This window comes from Streptomyces sp. NPDC058985 (assembly GCF_042740985.1).
Classification (GTDB): Bacteria; Actinomycetota; Actinomycetes; order Streptomycetales; family Streptomycetaceae; genus Streptomyces.
In genome coordinates, this window is the sequence record NZ_JBHYJX010000026.1 from 49,681 (window position 1) to 68,081 (window position 18,401).

Below are 18,401 nucleotides of genomic sequence, written 5' to 3' on the forward strand. Positions count from 1 at the left end.
CCCGTCTGTCGGCCCAACTGCCCATCCAACCCTGCCCCTCCACCCGAACAACAAATATGGGAAACCCCTCGGCCATAACTCCGCCACAGCGGCCTGCCGGGAATGTAAAGCGGAATGCCAAGACCGTGACAGGTGAAGCTCAAGACACGGTGAAGTGGCAGCTCATCGGCTCGTCCATCCAGGCAAACAGACACTTCAGAAGCCTTGCGGAATCAGCATCACGCCATTCGCCGAAGCCTTGACCAGTAATTCAACGCCTCAATACTTGAGGGCATGACCGAAAAGATCGAGGGCGCCATATCCGAGCGCTCCACCCTCACCGAGGCCGAGAAGTCCTTCGTCCACAAGATCGCCGAGCACTACCACATCACCGACGGGATGGAGTGGGAGCGCGGCTACGTCATCGGCTGGCTGATCATCAACTACCCGGCGAAGCAGAGCGCCAACGAGATCGCCAAGACGCTGGACATCCCCCGCGAGCCGGTGGACTGGATCGCCGATCTGCTCACGCCGCCGGGCGTCTACTCCCGTGAAGAGATCCCCGGTGCCGACGACTACTACATCACCCTGAACGACGGCGCCTGGCCGAACGCTGTGGAGCACTCCTTCCGCCGCATCCCCGAGTTCCACGCGGCCGTCCAGCACGGCCTGGAGGTGCTCAAGGACCAGCCGGAGGAGCGTCTGGAGCGCCTCAAGCGCATGGAGAACCTCTACGGCGTCATCTCCCGCAAGCTCGAGGGCGTCTTCGACGTCTTCGAGGAGCACCGCAACTCGGCGGCGGTCTGAGCCCGTCCGTCCATCCGCCTCGGCGTCCCCGGGTGCCACCCGGGGGCGCCCCGTCCACCGCCGGCCACCACCTTCAGGGCGACGGTCGCATCCGCGCCGCGTCCGGAGAGCACCGAGGGACCATGACCAGGGAAGCACACGTCACGTTGAGCAGGACAGACGTGCACCTGTGGATCGCGTCCTCCGCGGGGCGGGACGGCGAACCCCACAGCCTGCGTGCGCACGAGTCCGTCCTGTCCCCCGAGGAACAGAACCGGGCCGACCAGTTCTACTTCGCGGAGGACCGCGCCCAGTTCGTGATGGCGCGATCGCTGCTCAGGCGCTGTCTGTCAGAGTACGCCGACGTCGAACCGGCCGAGTGGGAGTTCGAGTTCAACGAGTACGGCAAGCCTGCCGTGCACCACCGGCTGGGCCTCGATCTCGACTTCAACCTGTCGCATTCGCGCGGCATGTGCCTGCTCGGCATCACCCGGGAGCGCCCCATCGGAGTGGACGTCGAGAAGCGCGACGCGCGGATCTCGCTGCCCGACCTGATCCACCAAGTCATGTCCGAACCCGAGATCGAGGAACTGCGCCGCCTGCCCGCACGTGCCTGGAAGAGCCGCTTCCTCGACGTGTGGGTGTTCAAGGAGGCCTACGCCAAGGCCCGCGGCCAGGGCATCTCGCTGCCGCTGCAGGACATCTCCTTCCTCTTTCCCGACGGTCGCACCCCGGAGCTGATGCTGAAGCCCTCGCTGGCCGACCGGCCCGACCACTGGCTCTACGACTTCGTCAGGGTGCCGGCCGACTTCCACGCGGCCGTGTGCATCGGCCGCCGCCGCGGCGAGGAGCTGCGGTTCGTGATGCGCGAGCCCGAACTGTTCTAGGCCGCGCACCTCACCTTCACCACGGCCTCTCACCGTCGACGCGGGCGGGAGCGCCGCCACTCACCCACGTCCTGGAGGACTCCCGTGCACTCGCCCGACGGTACGTCAGGGACACGGGCCGCCGCCCCACGGTCCGGTCTGCGGCCGGAGGATCTCGGCAGTGCCGACTTCCGCGCCGACCACGGCGTCGCGTACGCGTACGCCTCGGGGTCGATGTACAAGGCCATCGCGTCCGTGGACCTGGTCGTCCGGATGGGCCGGGCGGGCCTACTGGGCTACCTCGGCGCCGGCGGCCTCACCGGGGACGAACTGGACGCCGCCCTGCGGCGTATCCGCGCCGAACTCGGCGACGGCCCCTTCGGCGTCAATCTGCTCGCCGCTCGCCCGGACCGCGAGGAACTCACGGTCGACGCCTTTCTCAGGCACGGCGTCCGGCGCATGGAAGCCGCGTCATTCGTCCAGATCAGCCCTGCCCTCGTCCGCTTTCGCCTGACGGGTGCGCACCGCCGGCCCGACGGGTCCGTTCGGACACCGAACCACGTGTTGGCGAAGGTCTCGCGCCAGGAGGTCGCGGAGGCGTTCCTGGCCGCGCCGCCCGCGACGATCGTCCGCGATCTGGAAGCGGCAGGACGCATCAGCTATCAGGAGGCCCGGCTCGCCGCGTCGGTCGCCATGTGCGACGACCTCTGCGCAGAGGCCGACTCGGGCGGGCACACCGACCAGCGGCCTCTGACGGCGCTGCTGCCGGCCGTCCTCACCCTCCGCGACCGGGTGTCCCTCAGCCACCCGGCGGCCGGGCGGGTCCGGATCGGGGCGGCAGGCGGAATCGGCACGCCCGAGGCCGCCGCCGCCGCCTTCGTCATGGGCGCCGATTTCGTCCTGACCGGCAGCATCAACCAGTGCACCGTGGAGGCAGGCACCTCCGACACCGCGAAGGACCTGCTCCAGCGCGCCCAGGTACAGGACACCGCACTGGTCCCGGCCGGTGACATGTTCGAGGTGGGCACCAAGGCACAGGTGCTCCGTCGCGGCCTGTTCTTCCCGGCCCGCGCCAACAAACTGTACGAGCTGTGGCTGCGGCACGAATCGCTGGACGACCTCGATCCGGACACCGCCGACCACGTGCAGCGGCGCATCCTCGGCCGCACCTTCGAGGAGGTGTGGCAGGAGGTCAAGGACCGCTATGCGAGCACCCGCCCGACGGTGATCGAGCGCGCGGAGGAAGACCCCAAACGCCGTATGGCACTGATCTTCACCTGGTACTTCGCCAAGGCGACCCGGGTGGCGCTGCAGGGTGACGCGGACAGCCGGGTCGACTTCCAGATCCCGTGCGGTCCGGCGCTCGGCGCGCTCAACGAGCGGTTGCGCGGAACCTCCCGGGAGGACTGGCGCGCCCGGCACCCGGACGACCTCGCCCGACTGATCATGACCGGCGCCGCCGAACTGCTCTCCCGCGCCGCCCACCTCGTTCCCCCGTCCCGGCCGTTCGCCGCGGCATAGCCACACCAGACCTCGGGAGACCCGGACATGACGCTCATCCACGTGTTCCCCGGCCAGGGCTCGCACCGCCCCGGCATCGGCCAGGACCTGTTCCCCAAGTTCCCGCACCTTGTCCGGCAGGCCGATTCGGTGCTCGGCCGCTCCATCACGGACCTGTGCCTGAACGCCTCCGCCCAGGAGCTGACCGACACCCGCAACACCCAGACCGCGATGTACGTCGTCAACGCCCTGTCGTATCTGGACGCCGTCCGTGAGACCGGCCGGGTGCCGGACGCCGTCGCCGGGCACAGTCTCGGCGAGTACGTGGCGCTGTTCGCCGCCGGCACCTTCGACTTCCTCACCGGACTGGAGATAGTGATACGGCGTGGCGAGCTGATGGCCCAGGCACCCGCGGGGGGCATGGCCGCGGTCATGGGCATCGGAGCGGACCGCGTCCGCGAGATCCTCACCGCTCGTGCCCCGGCGCTCGACGTCGCCAATCTCAACGCCCCCGGCCAGACGGTCGTCTCCGGCCCCCGGGACGACATCGCGAAGCTGCGAGAGGTCTTCGGCGAAGAGGCGCAGGCGGTCGTTCCGCTCAAGGTCGGCGGTGCCTTCCACTCCCGTCACATGGCCGACGCCGCAGCCGAGTTCGGCACGTTCCTGGCGCAGTACCGCCTGGCGACGCCGCGCATCGAGGTGATCTCGAACGTGACGGCACGGCCGTACGGCACGGACGACCCGGCCGCTCTGCTGACCCGGCAGATCGCGTCGCCGGTGCGCTGGACCGAGTCTGTCGAGCATCTGCTGGACCGGCCCGAACCGGAGTTCCGGGAGGTCGGCCCCGGCCAGGTGCTGACCGGGCTCATCGCCCAGATCAAGACCCAGCGGCAGGCGCTCTCCGCCGCCGCCTGAACCCCACGAGCGAGTGAGTCGAGAGGCGATCATGGAAGACCAGACGACGCCGACCCGAGTGCGGGCCTCCGCCGCTGTGGTCGAGACGTTCCGGCATGCCAGTGCCGATGACAACCCGCTGCACGTCGACGCCGACTACGCACGGCGCACCGCCTTCGGCACGCCCGTCGTCTACGGGGTGCTCGGCACGCTCCTCGCCCTGTCCGGCCTGACGCCTCGGCCCGGCCGCAGCCCGGTCCGGATCTCCGCGCGCTTCCACGCGCCGGTCTACGCCGACCAGGACTACCTCCGCGAGATCGCCGAGGACACCGCTGAGCGCGCGACGGTGCGGCTGCGCGACGGCAGTCGCACGCTGCTGGAGGTGGCGGCGGAGTTCGGCGAGCGCCCGGCCGCCGGCGAGGAGACCCCGGACGGAGCGGCGACACGGCGAGCGGAACCGCGCGACGCCCAGCTCACGGAGTTCGCCCCCGGCCTGCCACTGGGCGAGGGCTACGCGCCCCGGTGGGACGGTGTCGCGCGCCTGGCCGGCCAACTCGGCCTGCCAGAGCGGGGACTCGGGCCGGTTCCGGTCGGGGTCCTGGCGTGGATCAGCTACCTGGTCGGCATGGAGGCACCGGGCCGGGCCGCTCTGCTGTCCGACTTCGAGGTGGAGTTCCGCGCGGCGGACGACGCCGGTCCGTTCACCGCCCGTGCCGAAGTGGCGGACGTGACGGAGCGGTTCCGGATGCTGCGGCTGACCGGCACCGTCGAAGCGGCCGGTCTGCGGGCCTCGGCCACGGTCCGCGCCTTCCACCGTGCGGACGTGCCGCCGGGCGACGTCGGGACGCTCACCGCCGCGCTGCCGCGACGGGAACCGCTGCGCGGCCGTACCGCCCTGGTCGTCGGCGCCAGCCGTGGCCTCGGGGCGGCGGTCACCCAGGCACTCGCGCTGCAGGGCGCCGAGGTGTACGCCGGTTTCCACCGCAGCACCGAGGACGTGGCGCGGGCCGTGGAAGGGGTCGGTGACGCGGGGGCACGCATCCACCCGCTGCCCGGGAACGCCGCCGACCCCGAGTGGGTCGCCGCGGCCCTGGACCGTATCCGTACCGAGCGCGGCGGCCTGGACCTGCTGGTGCTCAACGCCTGCCCCACACCGGCCGAACTGCCGCTGGAACCGGCCACCTCACAGCGCGCCACCGACCATGTCACCCGGGCGCTGGCCCTCACCCGCGAACCGCTGGCCGGCCTCGCGGCCGAGGTGGCGGAGCGCGGCGGCCGGGTCATGGCCGTCTCCAGTGCGTGGACGCAGGCTCCCCCGCCGGGCTGGTCCGCCTACGTGACGGCCAAGTTCGCGGTCGAGGGCCTCGTGCGTGCGGCGGCGGCCGAGCTTCCCGGCGCCTCCTGGCTGATCGCGCGCCCGCCCCGGTTGCGTACCGCCATGACCGCCACCCCGCTCGGCGAACGCGGCGCGGCCGTCGAGCCGGTCGCCGCGGCGCTGGTCCACGCGCTGGCCGGGCGCGCCGAGCCGGGCGAGGTCCGGGTACTGCCCTTCGCCGAGGACGGGACCGCACTCACCGACGGACAGGAAGACAGCGCTGCGGGCGACGACGGCACAAGCGAGCAGACCGCGCCCTCCGGGAAGCCGGAGGACGCCGCCGTCCCGCGCCCCCTCGACCTCGGCGTGGTCGCCACGTTCACCCTCGATCCGCTCGTGGAGCCGCTTCAGCACTGGTGCGACCGGCTGGGACTCGGCCTGCGGGTCCGACCGGCCGACTACGCGCAGGTCTTCCAGGAACTCCTCTCCCCCGACGGCGTCTTCGCAACCGTCGAGCAGGGGGCCAAGGCCGTCCTGGTCCGGACGGAGGACTGGCCGCGGGACGAGAGTGGCCGCACCGCCGGCGAGTTCGCCGAAGCGGTGCGCGCCCACGCGGCCCGCAGCCCGGTGCCGCTGCTGGTGCTGCTGTGCCCGCCGTCCCCCGCGCACTCCGACGGCGGTGGCCGGGACGCGGAACTGACCGCCGCCGAGCGGCTGATCATCCAGGAGCTCACGGGCGTGCCGGGCGTGCACGTGCTCGGTCGGGAGCGCTGGGCGGGCGGGATCGTCCCGGCCGGCGAGACCCACTACGACGAGGCGCGGGACGCCGCCGCGCACATCCCGTTCACCCAGGAGGGCTGCGCCGCCCTGGCGGCCGGCGTCACCAGGGCCGCGCACAGCGTGCTGATCCCGCCCTCGAAGGTGATCGTCCTGGACTGCGACAACACGCTCTGGGGCGGGGTGGTCGGCGAGGACGGCCCGCACGGGGTACGGCTGGAGCCGGCCCACCGGGCGGTGCAGGAGTGGGCCGTGGCCCGCCGGCGCGAGGGCGTCCTGATCTGCCTGGCCAGCAAGAACGAGGCTGCCGACGTCGATGAGGTGCTGGCAGTGCGCGCGGACATGCCGCTGCGCGCCGAGCACATCACCGCCCGCCGGGTGAACTGGGAGCCGAAGGCCCTGAACATCGCCTCCCTCGCCGCGGAACTCGACCTGGGGCTGGACAGCTTCGTCTTCCTCGACGACAACCCGGTGGAGGTGGCGCACGTACGCGCCGCCCACCCCGAGGTCCTGGCGCTGCAACTGCCCGAGGACGGGACCGAGGTGCCCGGCTTCCTGGACCGGGTGTGGTCGCTGGACCGGCTCACCGTCACCGACGAGGACCGCAAGCGGTCCGACTTCTACCGGGCCCGGGGCGAGCGCGACGCGATGCTGCGCGACGCCGCCTCGTTCGCCGATTTCATCGCCGGTCTGGAGCTGTCGGTGGACGTCGCGCCGCCGACGCCCGAGCAGTACCCGCGGATCTCGCAGCTGACGTACCGCACCAACCAGTTCAACCTCTCCACCGTGCGCCGCGGCGAACCGGAGATACGGGCGCTGCTCGCCGACCCGGCGGTGCGGATCCGCACCGCCCGCGTGCGGGACCGTTTCGGCGACTACGGCCTGGTGGGCCTCGCCATCACCCGGGAGGCCGCCGACGGGACGTCCGCGGTCCTCGACACGTTTCTGATGAGCTGCCGGGTGCTCGGCCGCGGTGTCGAGCACGCCTTCGTGGCCGCCCTCGCCGGGGAGCTGGCCGAGGCGGGCGTGTCCGAGCTGGTCGCGCCGTATGTGCCCAGCGAGCGGAACACGCCGGTACGCCGCTTCTTCGACTCGGTGCTCGGCTCCTTCGCCGAGTCCGGCGAGAACGGCCGCGTCGTGTTCCGGGCGCCCGTCACCGCCGTCGCCGCGGTGGCCTTCGAGCCGGATGACGCGCAGCCGGATCCGTCGGCCGAGGCGAAGCCCGCCCGGAGGGCGAAGCCGTCCGACGGGGCCGTACGGGACGGCGTGCGCCGCCGCGCCCTCGTCGACCTGGCTCAGGACGCGGAACCGCTGTCGTCCGTCCTGCGTGCCACCAGGCCCTCAGCCCGCCTCACGGCCCCCGCCCCAACGGAGCCGGCGCCTCCCGCGGCACCCGCCACGGGCGGTCTCACGGAGGCCCGGGAGACCGTGTGCTCCGTGGTCGCCGAGGTCCTGGGGCTGCCGCGGGCTGACATCGGGCCGCATACGCCGCTGGAAGCGATCCGGATGACGTCGCTGTCCGTGGTGGACGCGATGATCCGGTTGGAGAAGCGGTACGGACAACTGTCCAAGACCCTGTTCTTCGAGCACCGGACGCTCGGCGACATCGCCGCGGCACTGGCGGGGGACGGCTCGGAGCCGGCACCCGCGGCCGGCGAGGGGGCGCCGCCTCCCGCCCCGGCCGCCTCTCCGGCCGTCGACCGCACCGCCCAGGTGTCCGCGGCGGTGGCGCCGGACGCCGCGTCCGCTCCCGGCCCCGTCACCGAACCGATCGCCGTCGTCGGCCTGGCCGGGCGCTACCCCGGTGCCGCCAGCCTCGACGAGCTGTGGCAGAACGTGCTGCACGGCCGCAGCGCCGCCCGGCCGGTGCCGTCCGACCGGTGGGACCACGACGCGGTGTACACCCCGGAGGGCGGTCAGGGGCGCACGTACAGCGGCATCGGCAACTTCCTTGACGGGGTTGCCGACTTCGACTCGCTGTACTTCGGGATCGCCCCGCGCGACGCCGAGCAGATGGACCCGCAGCAGCGCGTCTTCCTGGAGACGGCGATCGAGGCGGTGCAGGACGCCGGGTACGACCGGCACACGATGGACCGGAGGACCGGCGTCTATGTGGGCGCCATGGCCGACGACTACCGCACGTTCAGCGCCAACGGCGCTGCCACCGGCCACTCCCCCTATCCGTACGCCGACACCTACGCCATCGCCAACCGCGTCTCGTACTTCCTGGACCTCACCGGACCGAGCATGGTCGTGGACACCGCCTGCTCGGCGTCCGGCGTAGCACTGCACCTGGCCTGCCAGGCGATCCGGCGGGGCGAGGTGGCGGCCGCGATCGCGGGTGGGGTGAACCTGGTCCTGCATCCGGTGCGGCACATCCAGTACGCACAGATGGGGATGCTGTCGAAGGCCGGTGTCTGCCGCCCCTTCGCCGAGGAGGCCGACGGCTTCGTCATGGGTGAGGGCGCCGGTGCGGTGCTGCTGAAGCCGCTGTCGAGGGCGGTCGCCGACGGTGACCACGTCTACGGCCTCATCCGCGGCACGGCCGTCAACTCCGGTGGCCGCACCAGCGGATTCACCGTGCCGAGCCCGGAGGCGCAGGCGGCGCTCGTGTCGTCGGCGCTGCGCTCGGCGGGCGTGGACCCGGGCACCGTCGGATACGTGGAGGCCCACGGCAGCGGCACCTCCCTGGGCGACCCCATCGAGGTGCGGGCGCTGACCCGGGCGTTCGGGGCGCGCGAGCAGGTGGGCAGCTGCGCCCTGGGCAGCGTGAAGGCCAACATCGGCCACCTGGAGCCGGCCGCCGGCATCGCGGGGCTGACCAAAGTACTGCTGCAGCTCAGGCACCGCGTCCTGCCCCCGACTCCGCACGCCGACACCCCCAACCCGTTCATCGAGCTGGACGGCAGCCCCTTCCGGCTCCAGACCGTCGCCGCGCCGTGGGAGCCGGTGGGTGTGGAGGCCGACGGCGGCACTCCGCCGCTGCGCGCGGGCGTCAGCTCCTTCGGCGCGGGCGGGGTCAACGCGCACCTCGTCGTCGAGGCGTACGACCGACCGGCCACGGAAGCGGAGGAGGATCCGGTGGGTAACGAGCTGTACCTCCTGTCGGCCCGCACGGACCAGCAACTGCGCGCCACGGCGCAGCGGCTGGCGGCGCATCTGCGCGGGCCCGCCGGGCGGACCGTGCGTCTCGCCGACGTGGCGCACACGCTGCGTGTGGGGCGCGAGGCCCTGGACGTGCGTGCGGCGTTCACCGCGCGGGGCCGTGACAGCCTGCTGGCGGTGCTGGACCGGATCGCGGACGGGGCCGAGGAGGGCTCCGGCGCGGTCCACACCGGACGGCTGGTCCGCGGCGGTCCGCTCGCCGGGCTGTTCACGGATCTCGCCGGCGGGCAGGATTTCCTGGCGTCCCTCGCCACCCAGGGCGAGCTGAGCACCCTGGCCCGGCTGTGGGTCCAGGGCGCCGAACCGGACTGGTCCGCGCTGCTGCCCGCCGCCCGCCGGACCCCGCTGCCCGTCTACCCGTTCGAACGGGTGCCGTACTGGCTGCCGTCGGCGGTGCCCGAACCGGCCGGCACTCCCTCGGCCCCGACCGGTCCGTCGGCGCGCGCCGACGACTTGGCCGCCGTGTGGACACCGTACTGGGAGGACGCCCCCGCGCGGACCACCGTCGGCACTCGGGCCCCGGCGACGGTTCTGGTGCTCGACGCCCCCGGCGCCGCAACCGTCGCCGGGGAGGGCGAGGAGCGGCCGTGGCTGCTGCTGAGGGCGGTGGAGTACCCCGCGGACGAGGTCCCCGACGATGCCCCGGGCCTCGTGGTGCGCCGGGGCAACGCGGACGACCTGCGTTCCCTGCTGGAGCGCGCGGGCGCCGAGGGGCCCGTGGTGCTGGTCGACCGGCGCGGACTGGCGCCCGCCTCGCGAACGGGCGAGGACGCGGCGTACGCGGTCGCCCAGCGGCTGCCCATCGATCTGGGCCGGGCGGTCTCGGTCGGCGCGCTCCCCCCGCTGACCTACGTCCAGGTGGCGCCGGCCGGCCGGGAGGACCCGGTGGAGCACGCGGTCGCCGCCTTCGGCCGTTCGCTGGCCCGCGAGACGAGCCGCTTCCGGCACGTCCGCGTGGACCTCGCCGACGGCTTCTCCCCGTCCCTGTCCGCGCTGGTCGCCGAGGCGGACAGCACGGACGCCGAGCTGCGACTCGGCCCGGGCGGGCGTCAGGTGCTGCGCTTCACCGAGACCGGCCGGCCCGGGGGTGACACGGGCCCCGGGTTCGCGCAGGGCGGGCACTACGTCGTCACCGGCGGCGCCGGGGGCATCGGACGGCTCGTAGCGGTGCACCTGGCCGAGCGGTACGGCGCGAAGGTCACGCTCCTCGGGCGGTCGGCGGCGGGCCCCGAGCACGAGCGGTTCTGCTCCCGGCTGCGGTCCCTGGGCGGCGACGGGCTCTACGTCCGCGCGGACGTCACGGACCGTTCCTCGCTGGACACCGCGCTGCGCACGGCCCGGTCGCGGTTCGGCGCGCTCACCGGCGTGCTGCACGCCGCGGGGCTGACCGAGGACGCGCTGCTGCAGGACAAGGGCGACGAACAGGTGGCCCGGGTGCTCGCACCCAAGACCACGGGGACGGCTCTGCTGGACGACCTGACGGCCGGGGACCCGCTGGAGGCCTTCGTCCTCTTCTCGTCCGTCGTCGGCACCGTCGGCAACGCCGGCCAGTGCGACTACGCGGCCGCCAACGCCTACCTGGACGCCTTCGCCCTACACCGCGCCGAGCAGGTCGAGCAGGGCCGGCGCAGCGGCCGTACCGCCTCCGTGGCCTGGCCGCTGTGGTCCGAGGGCGGTATGCGGCTGGACGCCGAGAGCGCCTCGCTGGCGGTCACCACGATCGGGCTGGTCCCCATCGGGACATCGGAGGCGCTGCGGGTGCTGGAGGAAGCGGTACGGTCCGCCGCCCCGCGGCTGTACGTGTCCTGCGCCGGCACCGAGCGCACCCGTTCGGTCCTCGGCCGGGCCGGGCTGGGCCCGGTGCCCGGCGTCGGGAACCCCGTGCTCACCGACCCGGCCGGCGCCTCGACGGGCCCCCGGCCGGTCGCGGGCGCGGCCACCGCGCCGCTCCCGGACCAGGTCCTCACCCTGGTCGTGGCCCGGGTCGCCGAGGTCGCCGGGACGACCCCCGACCGCATCGAGGGCGCCACCGAACTGGGCGCCTACGGTTTCAACTCCGTCCTGCTGACCACCCTCGCCAACCGGCTCAACGACACCTTCGGCACGGCCCTGACGCCGGTGACGTTCTACGAGTACCCGACGGCCGACGCGATCACCGCGCACCTGGTCGACCGGCACGCGGCACGGCTGCCCGAGGCGTTGAGCGAGCCCGGGCCGGTGCCGGAGACACACCCGGAACCGGTGGTCGCGGAACCCGCGCCCGAGCCCGTTCCGGCGCCGGTGCCCGGGACCCGGGCGGCGCGGCCCGAGGATCCGGCGGCCGGGGCGGACCCGGTCGCCGTGGTCGGTCTCGCCGGCCGCTTCCCCGGCGCCCCGGACGCCGAGACCTTCTGGCGGAACCTGCTGGCCGGACGGGACATGGTCACCGAGGTGCCGGCCGAGCGCTGGAACTGGCAGGCGTACGACGGTGATCCGCGCCGGGACCCGGGCACCACCGACTGCCGGGCGGGCGGCTTCCTCGACTCGGTGACCGCCTTCGACGCCGCGCACTTCTCGCTCTCCCCGCGCGAGGCCTCCCTCATGGACCCCCAGCAGCGGCTGTTCCTGGAGACGTGCTGGCACACCCTGGAGGACGCCGGGTACGACCCGGGGTCGTTCGCCGGGACCCGCACGGGCGTCTTCGCGGGTGCGACCCTCCACGACTACCTGGAGGTCCTGAGCGAGCACGACACCGACGTGGCGGGGCACACCGTCACCGGCAACGTGCACGCCATCGTCGCCAACCGTGTCTCATACCTGCTGGACCTGCGCGGCCCCAGCGAAACGGTGGACACCGCGTGCTCCAGCTCTCTGGTCGCCCTGCACCGCGCGCTCGCGGCCCTGCGGTCCGGCGAGTGCGACGCCGCTCTCGTCGGCGGGGTCAACGTGGTGATGACGCCGACCTGGTACGTCTCACTCAGCCGGGGCGGCATGCTGTCACAGGGCGGCCGCTGCCACACCTTCGACAGCCGGGCCGACGGCTACGTGCGTGCGGAGGGCGTCGGCGCGATCCTGCTGAAGCCGCTGTCCAAGGCCCTCGCCGACGGCGACACGGTGCGCGCCGTGATCCGCGGCTCCGCGGTCGGACACGGCGGCCGGGCGCACTCCCTCACCGCGCCCACCCCGCGCGGCCAGGCCGACACCATCGTGGCGGCCCTGCGTGACGCGGGCGTGCCCGCCGCGTCGGTCGGCTACATCGAGGCACACGGCACGGGAACACGGCTCGGCGACCCGATCGAGGTCCAGGGCCTCAAGCAGGCGTTCGAACGAGCGGCGGACGGGGCCGGCGTCCCCGCGGGGTCGACGGTGCTCGGCGCGCTCAAGGCGTCGGTCGGGCATCTGGAAAGCGCGGCCGGCATCGCCGGACTGATCGCGGCGGTGCACGCGCTGCGCGACCGCACCCTGCCGCCGGTGACCGGTCTCACCGAACTCAACCCGTATCTGGAGCTGGACGGTTCACCCTTCCGGGTGCTGCGCGCGGCCGAGCCATGGACGTCGTCCGGTGACGCACCGCTGCGCGCCGGAGTGAGCTCGTTCGGCTTCGGAGGCGTCAACGCGCACGTCGTGGTGGAGGAGCCGCCGGCTCCCGCCGCGCGGGCCGGGGACCAGACGGGCCCGCAGGTGGTGGCGCTGTCCGCCCGGACCCGGGAGCAGCTGCGCGCCTGCGCCGCGCGGCTGCGCGACTTCGCCGCCGACGGCGGCGTCCGCCTGGACGACCTGGCGTGGACCTCGCAGACCGGTCGCGCCCCGCTCGCCGAACGGCTCGCGGTCGTCGCCTCCTCGCTGCCCGAGCTGCGGAACCGGCTCGGCGCCTACCTGGACGACACGGGTGAGGCCGGAACCCCGGGGACGCACCTGGGCGGGCCGCACCGGACCGCCTCGGACGGCCCCGCCGTCAGGCCGACGGACCCGGCGGACGCCGCCGTCCGCTGGGCCGCCGGTGAGCCGGTCGCCTGGACGGCACTGCACGACGGGCCGCGCCGACGGGTGCCGTTCCCCGGATACCCGTTCGACCACAGCGTCGAGTTCGGGCCGTCGGGCATGCCGAACCGGGTGGGCCCGGGCAGCGCGCGTCCGGCGTCCGAGCCACTGCCGACCGGTCCCGGTCCGGCCGCCGGAACCCAGGACGCGGTGCCGGAACTACTGGTCCGGGACTGGGTCGACGCGCCCCTGCCCGCCCCCGCCGGCACCGGCACCGGCCGCCGGCCTCTCGGCGTGCTGCTCGTCGCCGCGCGGGACACGCTCGGCTTCGCCGAGACCACCGCACACGCGGCGGGTGCGGAGAAGAGCGGCTGGATCGTGGTGCGCGAGCGGAGCCTGCTGCCCCACCTCGGTGCCGACGAGTACGACCTCGACCTCGCCGACCACACGGCCGGACACGCTCTGGCGGAGCAACTGTACGAACGGTACGGCCCGCTGGACGCGGTCGTGGACCTGATGGACCTGTCCGGTGCCGGGGCGCAGACCGCGCCGCTGGAGCGCGAGGCCGCCCGGATCGGGCTTCTCCAGGAGCTGGTGCGCCGGGCCACCGCGGCCGGGCAGGAACTGTCGGTGCTGCATGTCACGCGCGGCCGCCAGGCGCTGCGACACGCCCGGCCGCAGGCGCGGGGCGGGGCCATGGCCGGTCTCGTCCGGGCCGTGGGCGCCGAGTACCGGGCGGTCCGCTCGGCCTCCGTGGACCTCGACCCGGCCGACACGGGTCCGGAGGCGGTCCTGGGCACCGTGCGCGCCGAGCTGTCCGTGGTCACACAGACCCCGACCGAGGTTTGCCTGCGCGGCACGGACCGCTATGTGCCCGGCCCGCTGCGCGTCCTGCCGGCCGGAGCCGGCCTTCCCCGACTCGACCCGGACCGCACCTATCTGGTGACCGGCGGCACCGCCGGACTGGGCCTGGCGGCGGCCGAGCGGCTGGCCGAACGGGGCGCCCGCAAGCTGGCCCTGCTCGGTCGACGGCCACTGCCGCCACGTGCCGAGTGGGAGCGGACGGCCGCGTCGGCGGACGTCGCCGGCGACGGGGCCGACGCGCGCACGGCGGAGCTGGCGCGCACCGTCGCGGGTCTGGAGGCCCGTGGGGTACGAGTCCTGCTCCACACCGGTCCGCTCACCGACCGCGGCGCCCTGACCGCCTTCCTGCACCGGGTGCGCGGTGAACTGGGTCCAGTCGCGGGCGTGCTGCACTGCGCCGGCTCGGTGGACCGCAGGCACCCGGCGTTCGTCCGCCGCCCGCCGGAGGCCGTGGCCACGACCTGGGAGCCGAAGACCGCCGGGCTGCGGGTGCTGGACGAGTTGGTGCGCGCCGACCGGCCGGACTTCTTCGTCCTGTACTCCTCGGTCTCCGCCGTACTGCCCCACCTGGGCGTCGGTCTCGGCGACTACGCCGCCGCCAACGCCCATCTGGCCGCCTACGCGGCCGAGCGCAACACGGCCGAGGGCCCGGGCGGCACCCGCTACCTCAGCATCGCCTGGGGCAGCTGGACCGGCCTCGGCATGGGCGAGGTGAAGGCCGACGCGTACCGCGCGGCGGGCTTCGGGGCACTGACCCGCGAAGCGGGCCTGGGACTGCTGGAACGAGTGATCGCCGGTGGCGTCGACGGCGCCGTCGCAGCCGCGGTGCGCCCCGGCGACTTCCCGCCCGCCGCACGTCCCGGTACCGGCCCCCTTCCGCCCGCCGCCGGCCCCACGGTCCCGGCTCCGGCTCCGGTTCCGGCCACGCCCTCCGGCGGCCCGGCGCAGGGGCCGCACGGCACGAACACCGAAGCAGAACACGATGAGAAGAAGAAGGAGCACCAGGTGACGACCTCGGACGGCGCCGTGAGCGCTGCCGTCAGGGCGGAGGTCGAGGAGTTCCTCCTCGACCTCATGGCCCGGGAACTGATGCTGCCGAAGGAAGCGGTGGCCCTCGACGCCTCCTTCGCCGAGCTGGGGGTGGACTCCATCCTGATCGCCGGAATGGTCGGCAGGCTGGAGGAGCTGTCCGACGCTCCACTGGACCCGTCGGTGGTCCTGGAGAACCCCACGGCCGCGCGCCTCGCCGCCTTCCTGACGCATGCGTACCCGCAGGGCATCCAGCGCTGGGCCACCCGGCGCGGCGTCGGCGACGAGCGGCCGAGCCCCGCCGGGACGGCCGCGCTGCCACGGTCGCAGGGCACCACCGCCCCGGGTCCCGGGCCCCGGCCGCTGGCCGTCATCGGCATGGCGAGCCGCTTCCCTGGGGCACCCGACACCGATGCCTTCTGGAGCCTTCTGGCCGAGGGCCGCAGCGCGATCCGCGAGGTGCCGGCGTCCCGGTGGAGCACCACCGGGCTGTACGCGCCGGAGAAGCGGCCGGGCCACTCCCTCTCCCGCTGGGGCGGGTTCCTGGACGGGATCGAGGACTTCGACCCGGAGCCGTTCGGCATCGCGCCCGAGGACGCCGCGCATGTCGACCCGCTCATCCGACTGGTCCTGGAGTGCGCCGAACAGGCGTTCCGGAACGCCGGATACCAGCGCCCTGAGCTGGCGGGCACCCGCACCGGGGTGTTCGCGGCGGCACAGACGGGGGCGTACGCGCCGCGGATCCGCGTCCCGCACCGCAACACCGTCACGGGCCTGAACCAGAACTTCGTGGCCGCCCAGCTCGCCCAGGTCTACGACCTGCGCGGCCCGCACCTGGTCATCGACACCGCCTGCTCCTCGTCGCTGGCCGCCCTGTCCCTGGCCGAGCAGTCCCTGCGGCTCGGCGAGTGCGACATGGCACTGGTCGCCGCGGCGGACCTGCTGCTCGACGAGATGCCGTACCTGAAGCTGAGCGCGTCCGGCGCGCTCTCCCCGGACGCGGAGTGCCGGGTGTTCGACGCGCGGGCCAACGGCCTGGTCCTCGGGGAGGGCGCGGGTGCCCTGCTGCTGAAGCCGCTGGACACGGCGCTCGCCGACGGGGACCGGGTGTACGCGGTCGTGGAGTCGGTGGCGGTGAACAACGACGGCCGCACGATGGGCCTGACGACTCCGAATCCGGACGCCCAGGAGGACGTGGTGCGCCAGGCGCACCGCGCGGCGGGCGTGGATCCGACGGCGATCGGTCTCATCGAGGCACACGGCACCGGCACGATGATCGGCGACCCGATGGAACTGCGGGCCCTCACCCGGGCGTTCGGCGACGCCGACGACCGCACGGGGTACTGCGCCGTGGGCAGTGTGAAGTCCAACATCGGACACGCGCTGATGGCCGCCGGCATGGCGGGACTGCAGAAGGCGGTCCTCGCCCTGCGGCACCAAATGATCCCGCCGACGCTGCACTGCGAGACGCCCAATCCCCGCTTCTCCTTCGACCGGTCGCCCTTCTACCCGAACACGGAGCTGCGGGAGTTCGTGCCGATCGGCGGTGTGCGCCGAGCCGGCGTCAGCGCCTTCGGCTTCGGTGGGGTCAACTGCCACGCCGTCCTGCGGGAGCCGACGGCAGAGGAGCTCGCCGCGCGTCCGGACGAGCGCCCGAGCCTGCCGCCGGCCGTCTTCCAGCGCGCCCGCCACTGGGTGGACCGGGAGACGGACACCACCGCCGCGGCTGTGCCCACCGCCCCCGTACCCGCCTTCTCCGCGCCTGCCGCGCACGCCGCCGCCGCCGGCCCGATTCTGTCGCTCGAGGAGTTGAACTGACGATGTCCGACATCCATCGGTCCTTCGACGCCGGGGCCGCACTCCGGTCCCTCGCGGGCCGCCGGTTCGCCACCCGGGTCACCGCGCGGGACGCGGCCGTGCGGGACCACCTCGTCCACCGCACGCCCGTCCTCCCCGGCGTCTTCCATCTCGACCTGGTGCTGCGGCTGGTCCGTCACCTGGGTGTCGATCCGTCCGTGGTCGAACTCCGGCGCTGTGTCTTCATCCGTCCGCTGATCGCCGTGGGCGACCTCGACCGCCAGCTGGAGGTGACGGTCGGCGAGCCCGGGGGGCGCGGCGGGGTGCCGGTCACCGTACGCAGCCGTCCGCTGCTGGGCGGGGAGGTGGCCGACGAGCAGTGGCAGGTGAACTTCCAGGCGGAGATCCATGTCGTGGGCCCGTGGGAGCCGGAGCCGGTACCGGCGGGCCGGTTCGACGCCGCTTCCGGCCCCGGTTCGGTGGATGCCGACGACCTCTACGCCCTGGCCCGTCAACTCGACATCGAGCACGGGCCGTTCATGAAGGTGCGGGGCCGGGTCGGCGCGGGCGACGGCTTCTCGGTCGCCGACGTACACCTGGACCCCAGCGCGGTAGAGGCGCTCGGGCACTTCCACGTGCACCCCGTCTTCATGGACTTCTCGGTGCTCGTGCCGTTCCTGCAGTTCCCCGAGCCGGTCCGCCGCGGCATCGTCCAACCCTTCATCCCGATCTACGTCGACTCCTTCCGCGCCCGCCGGTCCCTTCAGGCGCGCACGCTGGTGCACTCACCGCGCCTGCCGAGCCTGCGGGTCGACGAAAGCACCCAGGCGGTCGTGGCGGACATCGACCTGTGCACGCCGGAAGGTGAGGTCGCGGTCCGGCTGACCGGCTACCGCGCGAAGCGGGTCCGCACCACCGAGGACATCCGCAAGCACGCGGAGGAGGGCAGGCGGCTGGCCGAGGCGCGGGCCACGGCGCCTCCACGGACACCCCCGCCCGCCGAGCCGGCCGTCCCTCCCGCTCCCAGCGGGGACCTCACCACGCTCGTGACCTCTCTGGTCGCGGCACAGACCGGCAATCCCGCCGCCGGCATCCACCCCGACCAGGGCTTCTACGACGAACTCGGCCTCACCTCCGTCGACCTCCTCAACATCGCCGGAAAACTCGAAACCGCACTGAACACCGAGCTCTACCCCACCCTCCTCTTCGAACACCCCACCATCGGCCAACTCGTCACCCACCTCACCGACGAAGGCCTCCACGCACCCACCGACACCACCCCGGAGACCACACCCGCCACCGCGCCCGCCACCGGCGGCGACCTGACCGCCCTCGTGACCTCACTGGTCGCCGAACAGACCGGCAAACCCACCACCGGCATCCACCCCGACCAGGGCTTCTACGACGAACTCGGCCTCACCTCCGTCGACCTCCTCAACATCGCCGGAAAACTCGAAACCGCACTGAAC

The 18,401-nt window shown here is 73.6% G+C and carries 6 protein-coding genes; all 6 read left to right on the forward strand.

Going from position 1 to position 18,401, the window contains the following annotated elements; genetic code table 11:
* Nucleotides 1–273: 273 nt before the first annotated feature.
* Complete coding sequence (locus ACFW01_RS22685; protein ID WP_234956698.1) at nt 274–786, forward strand: hypothetical protein; 513 nt, start codon at nt 274–276, stop codon at nt 784–786.
* Nucleotides 787–908: 122 nt separating this feature from the next.
* Nucleotides 909–1,652 carry a 4'-phosphopantetheinyl transferase superfamily protein gene (locus ACFW01_RS22690; protein ID WP_234956697.1) on the forward strand — a complete coding sequence of 248 codons (744 nt, stop codon included), beginning with the start codon at nt 909–911 and terminating at the stop codon, nt 1,650–1,652.
* An 84-nt stretch (nt 1,653–1,736) separates the two neighbouring features.
* A complete protein-coding gene (locus tag ACFW01_RS22695) occupies nt 1,737–3,152 on the forward strand; it encodes a PfaD family polyunsaturated fatty acid/polyketide biosynthesis protein (RefSeq protein WP_384506028.1) in 1,416 nt (471 codons plus the stop codon).
* Nucleotides 3,153–3,179: 27 nt separating this feature from the next.
* Complete coding sequence (fabD, locus tag ACFW01_RS22700; RefSeq protein ID WP_234956695.1) at nt 3,180–4,046, forward strand: ACP S-malonyltransferase; 867 nt, start codon at nt 3,180–3,182, stop codon at nt 4,044–4,046.
* Nucleotides 4,047–4,077: 31 nt separating this feature from the next.
* Complete coding sequence (locus ACFW01_RS22705) at nt 4,078–16,953, forward strand: SDR family NAD(P)-dependent oxidoreductase (RefSeq protein ID WP_384506031.1); 12,876 nt, start codon at nt 4,078–4,080, stop codon at nt 16,951–16,953.
* 2 nt (nt 16,954–16,955) lie between these two features.
* A partial coding sequence (locus ACFW01_RS22710) for a phosphopantetheine-binding protein (RefSeq protein WP_384506034.1) occupies nt 16,956–18,401 on the forward strand: 1,446 nt, incomplete at its 3' end.

Bases quoted from the DNA above. Each gene is read 5' to 3' on its own strand.
- ACFW01_RS22685 (WP_234956698.1), top strand. From the start codon at position 274: ATGACCGAAAAGATCGAGGGCGCCATATCCGAGCGCTCCACCCTCACC.
- ACFW01_RS22690 (WP_234956697.1), top strand. From the start codon at position 909: ATGACCAGGGAAGCACACGTCACGTTGAGCAGGACAGACGTGCACCTG.
- fabD (WP_234956695.1), top strand. From the start codon at position 3,180: ATGACGCTCATCCACGTGTTCCCCGGCCAGGGCTCGCACCGCCCCGGC.
- ACFW01_RS22705 (WP_384506031.1), top strand. From the start codon at position 4,078: ATGGAAGACCAGACGACGCCGACCCGAGTGCGGGCCTCCGCCGCTGTG.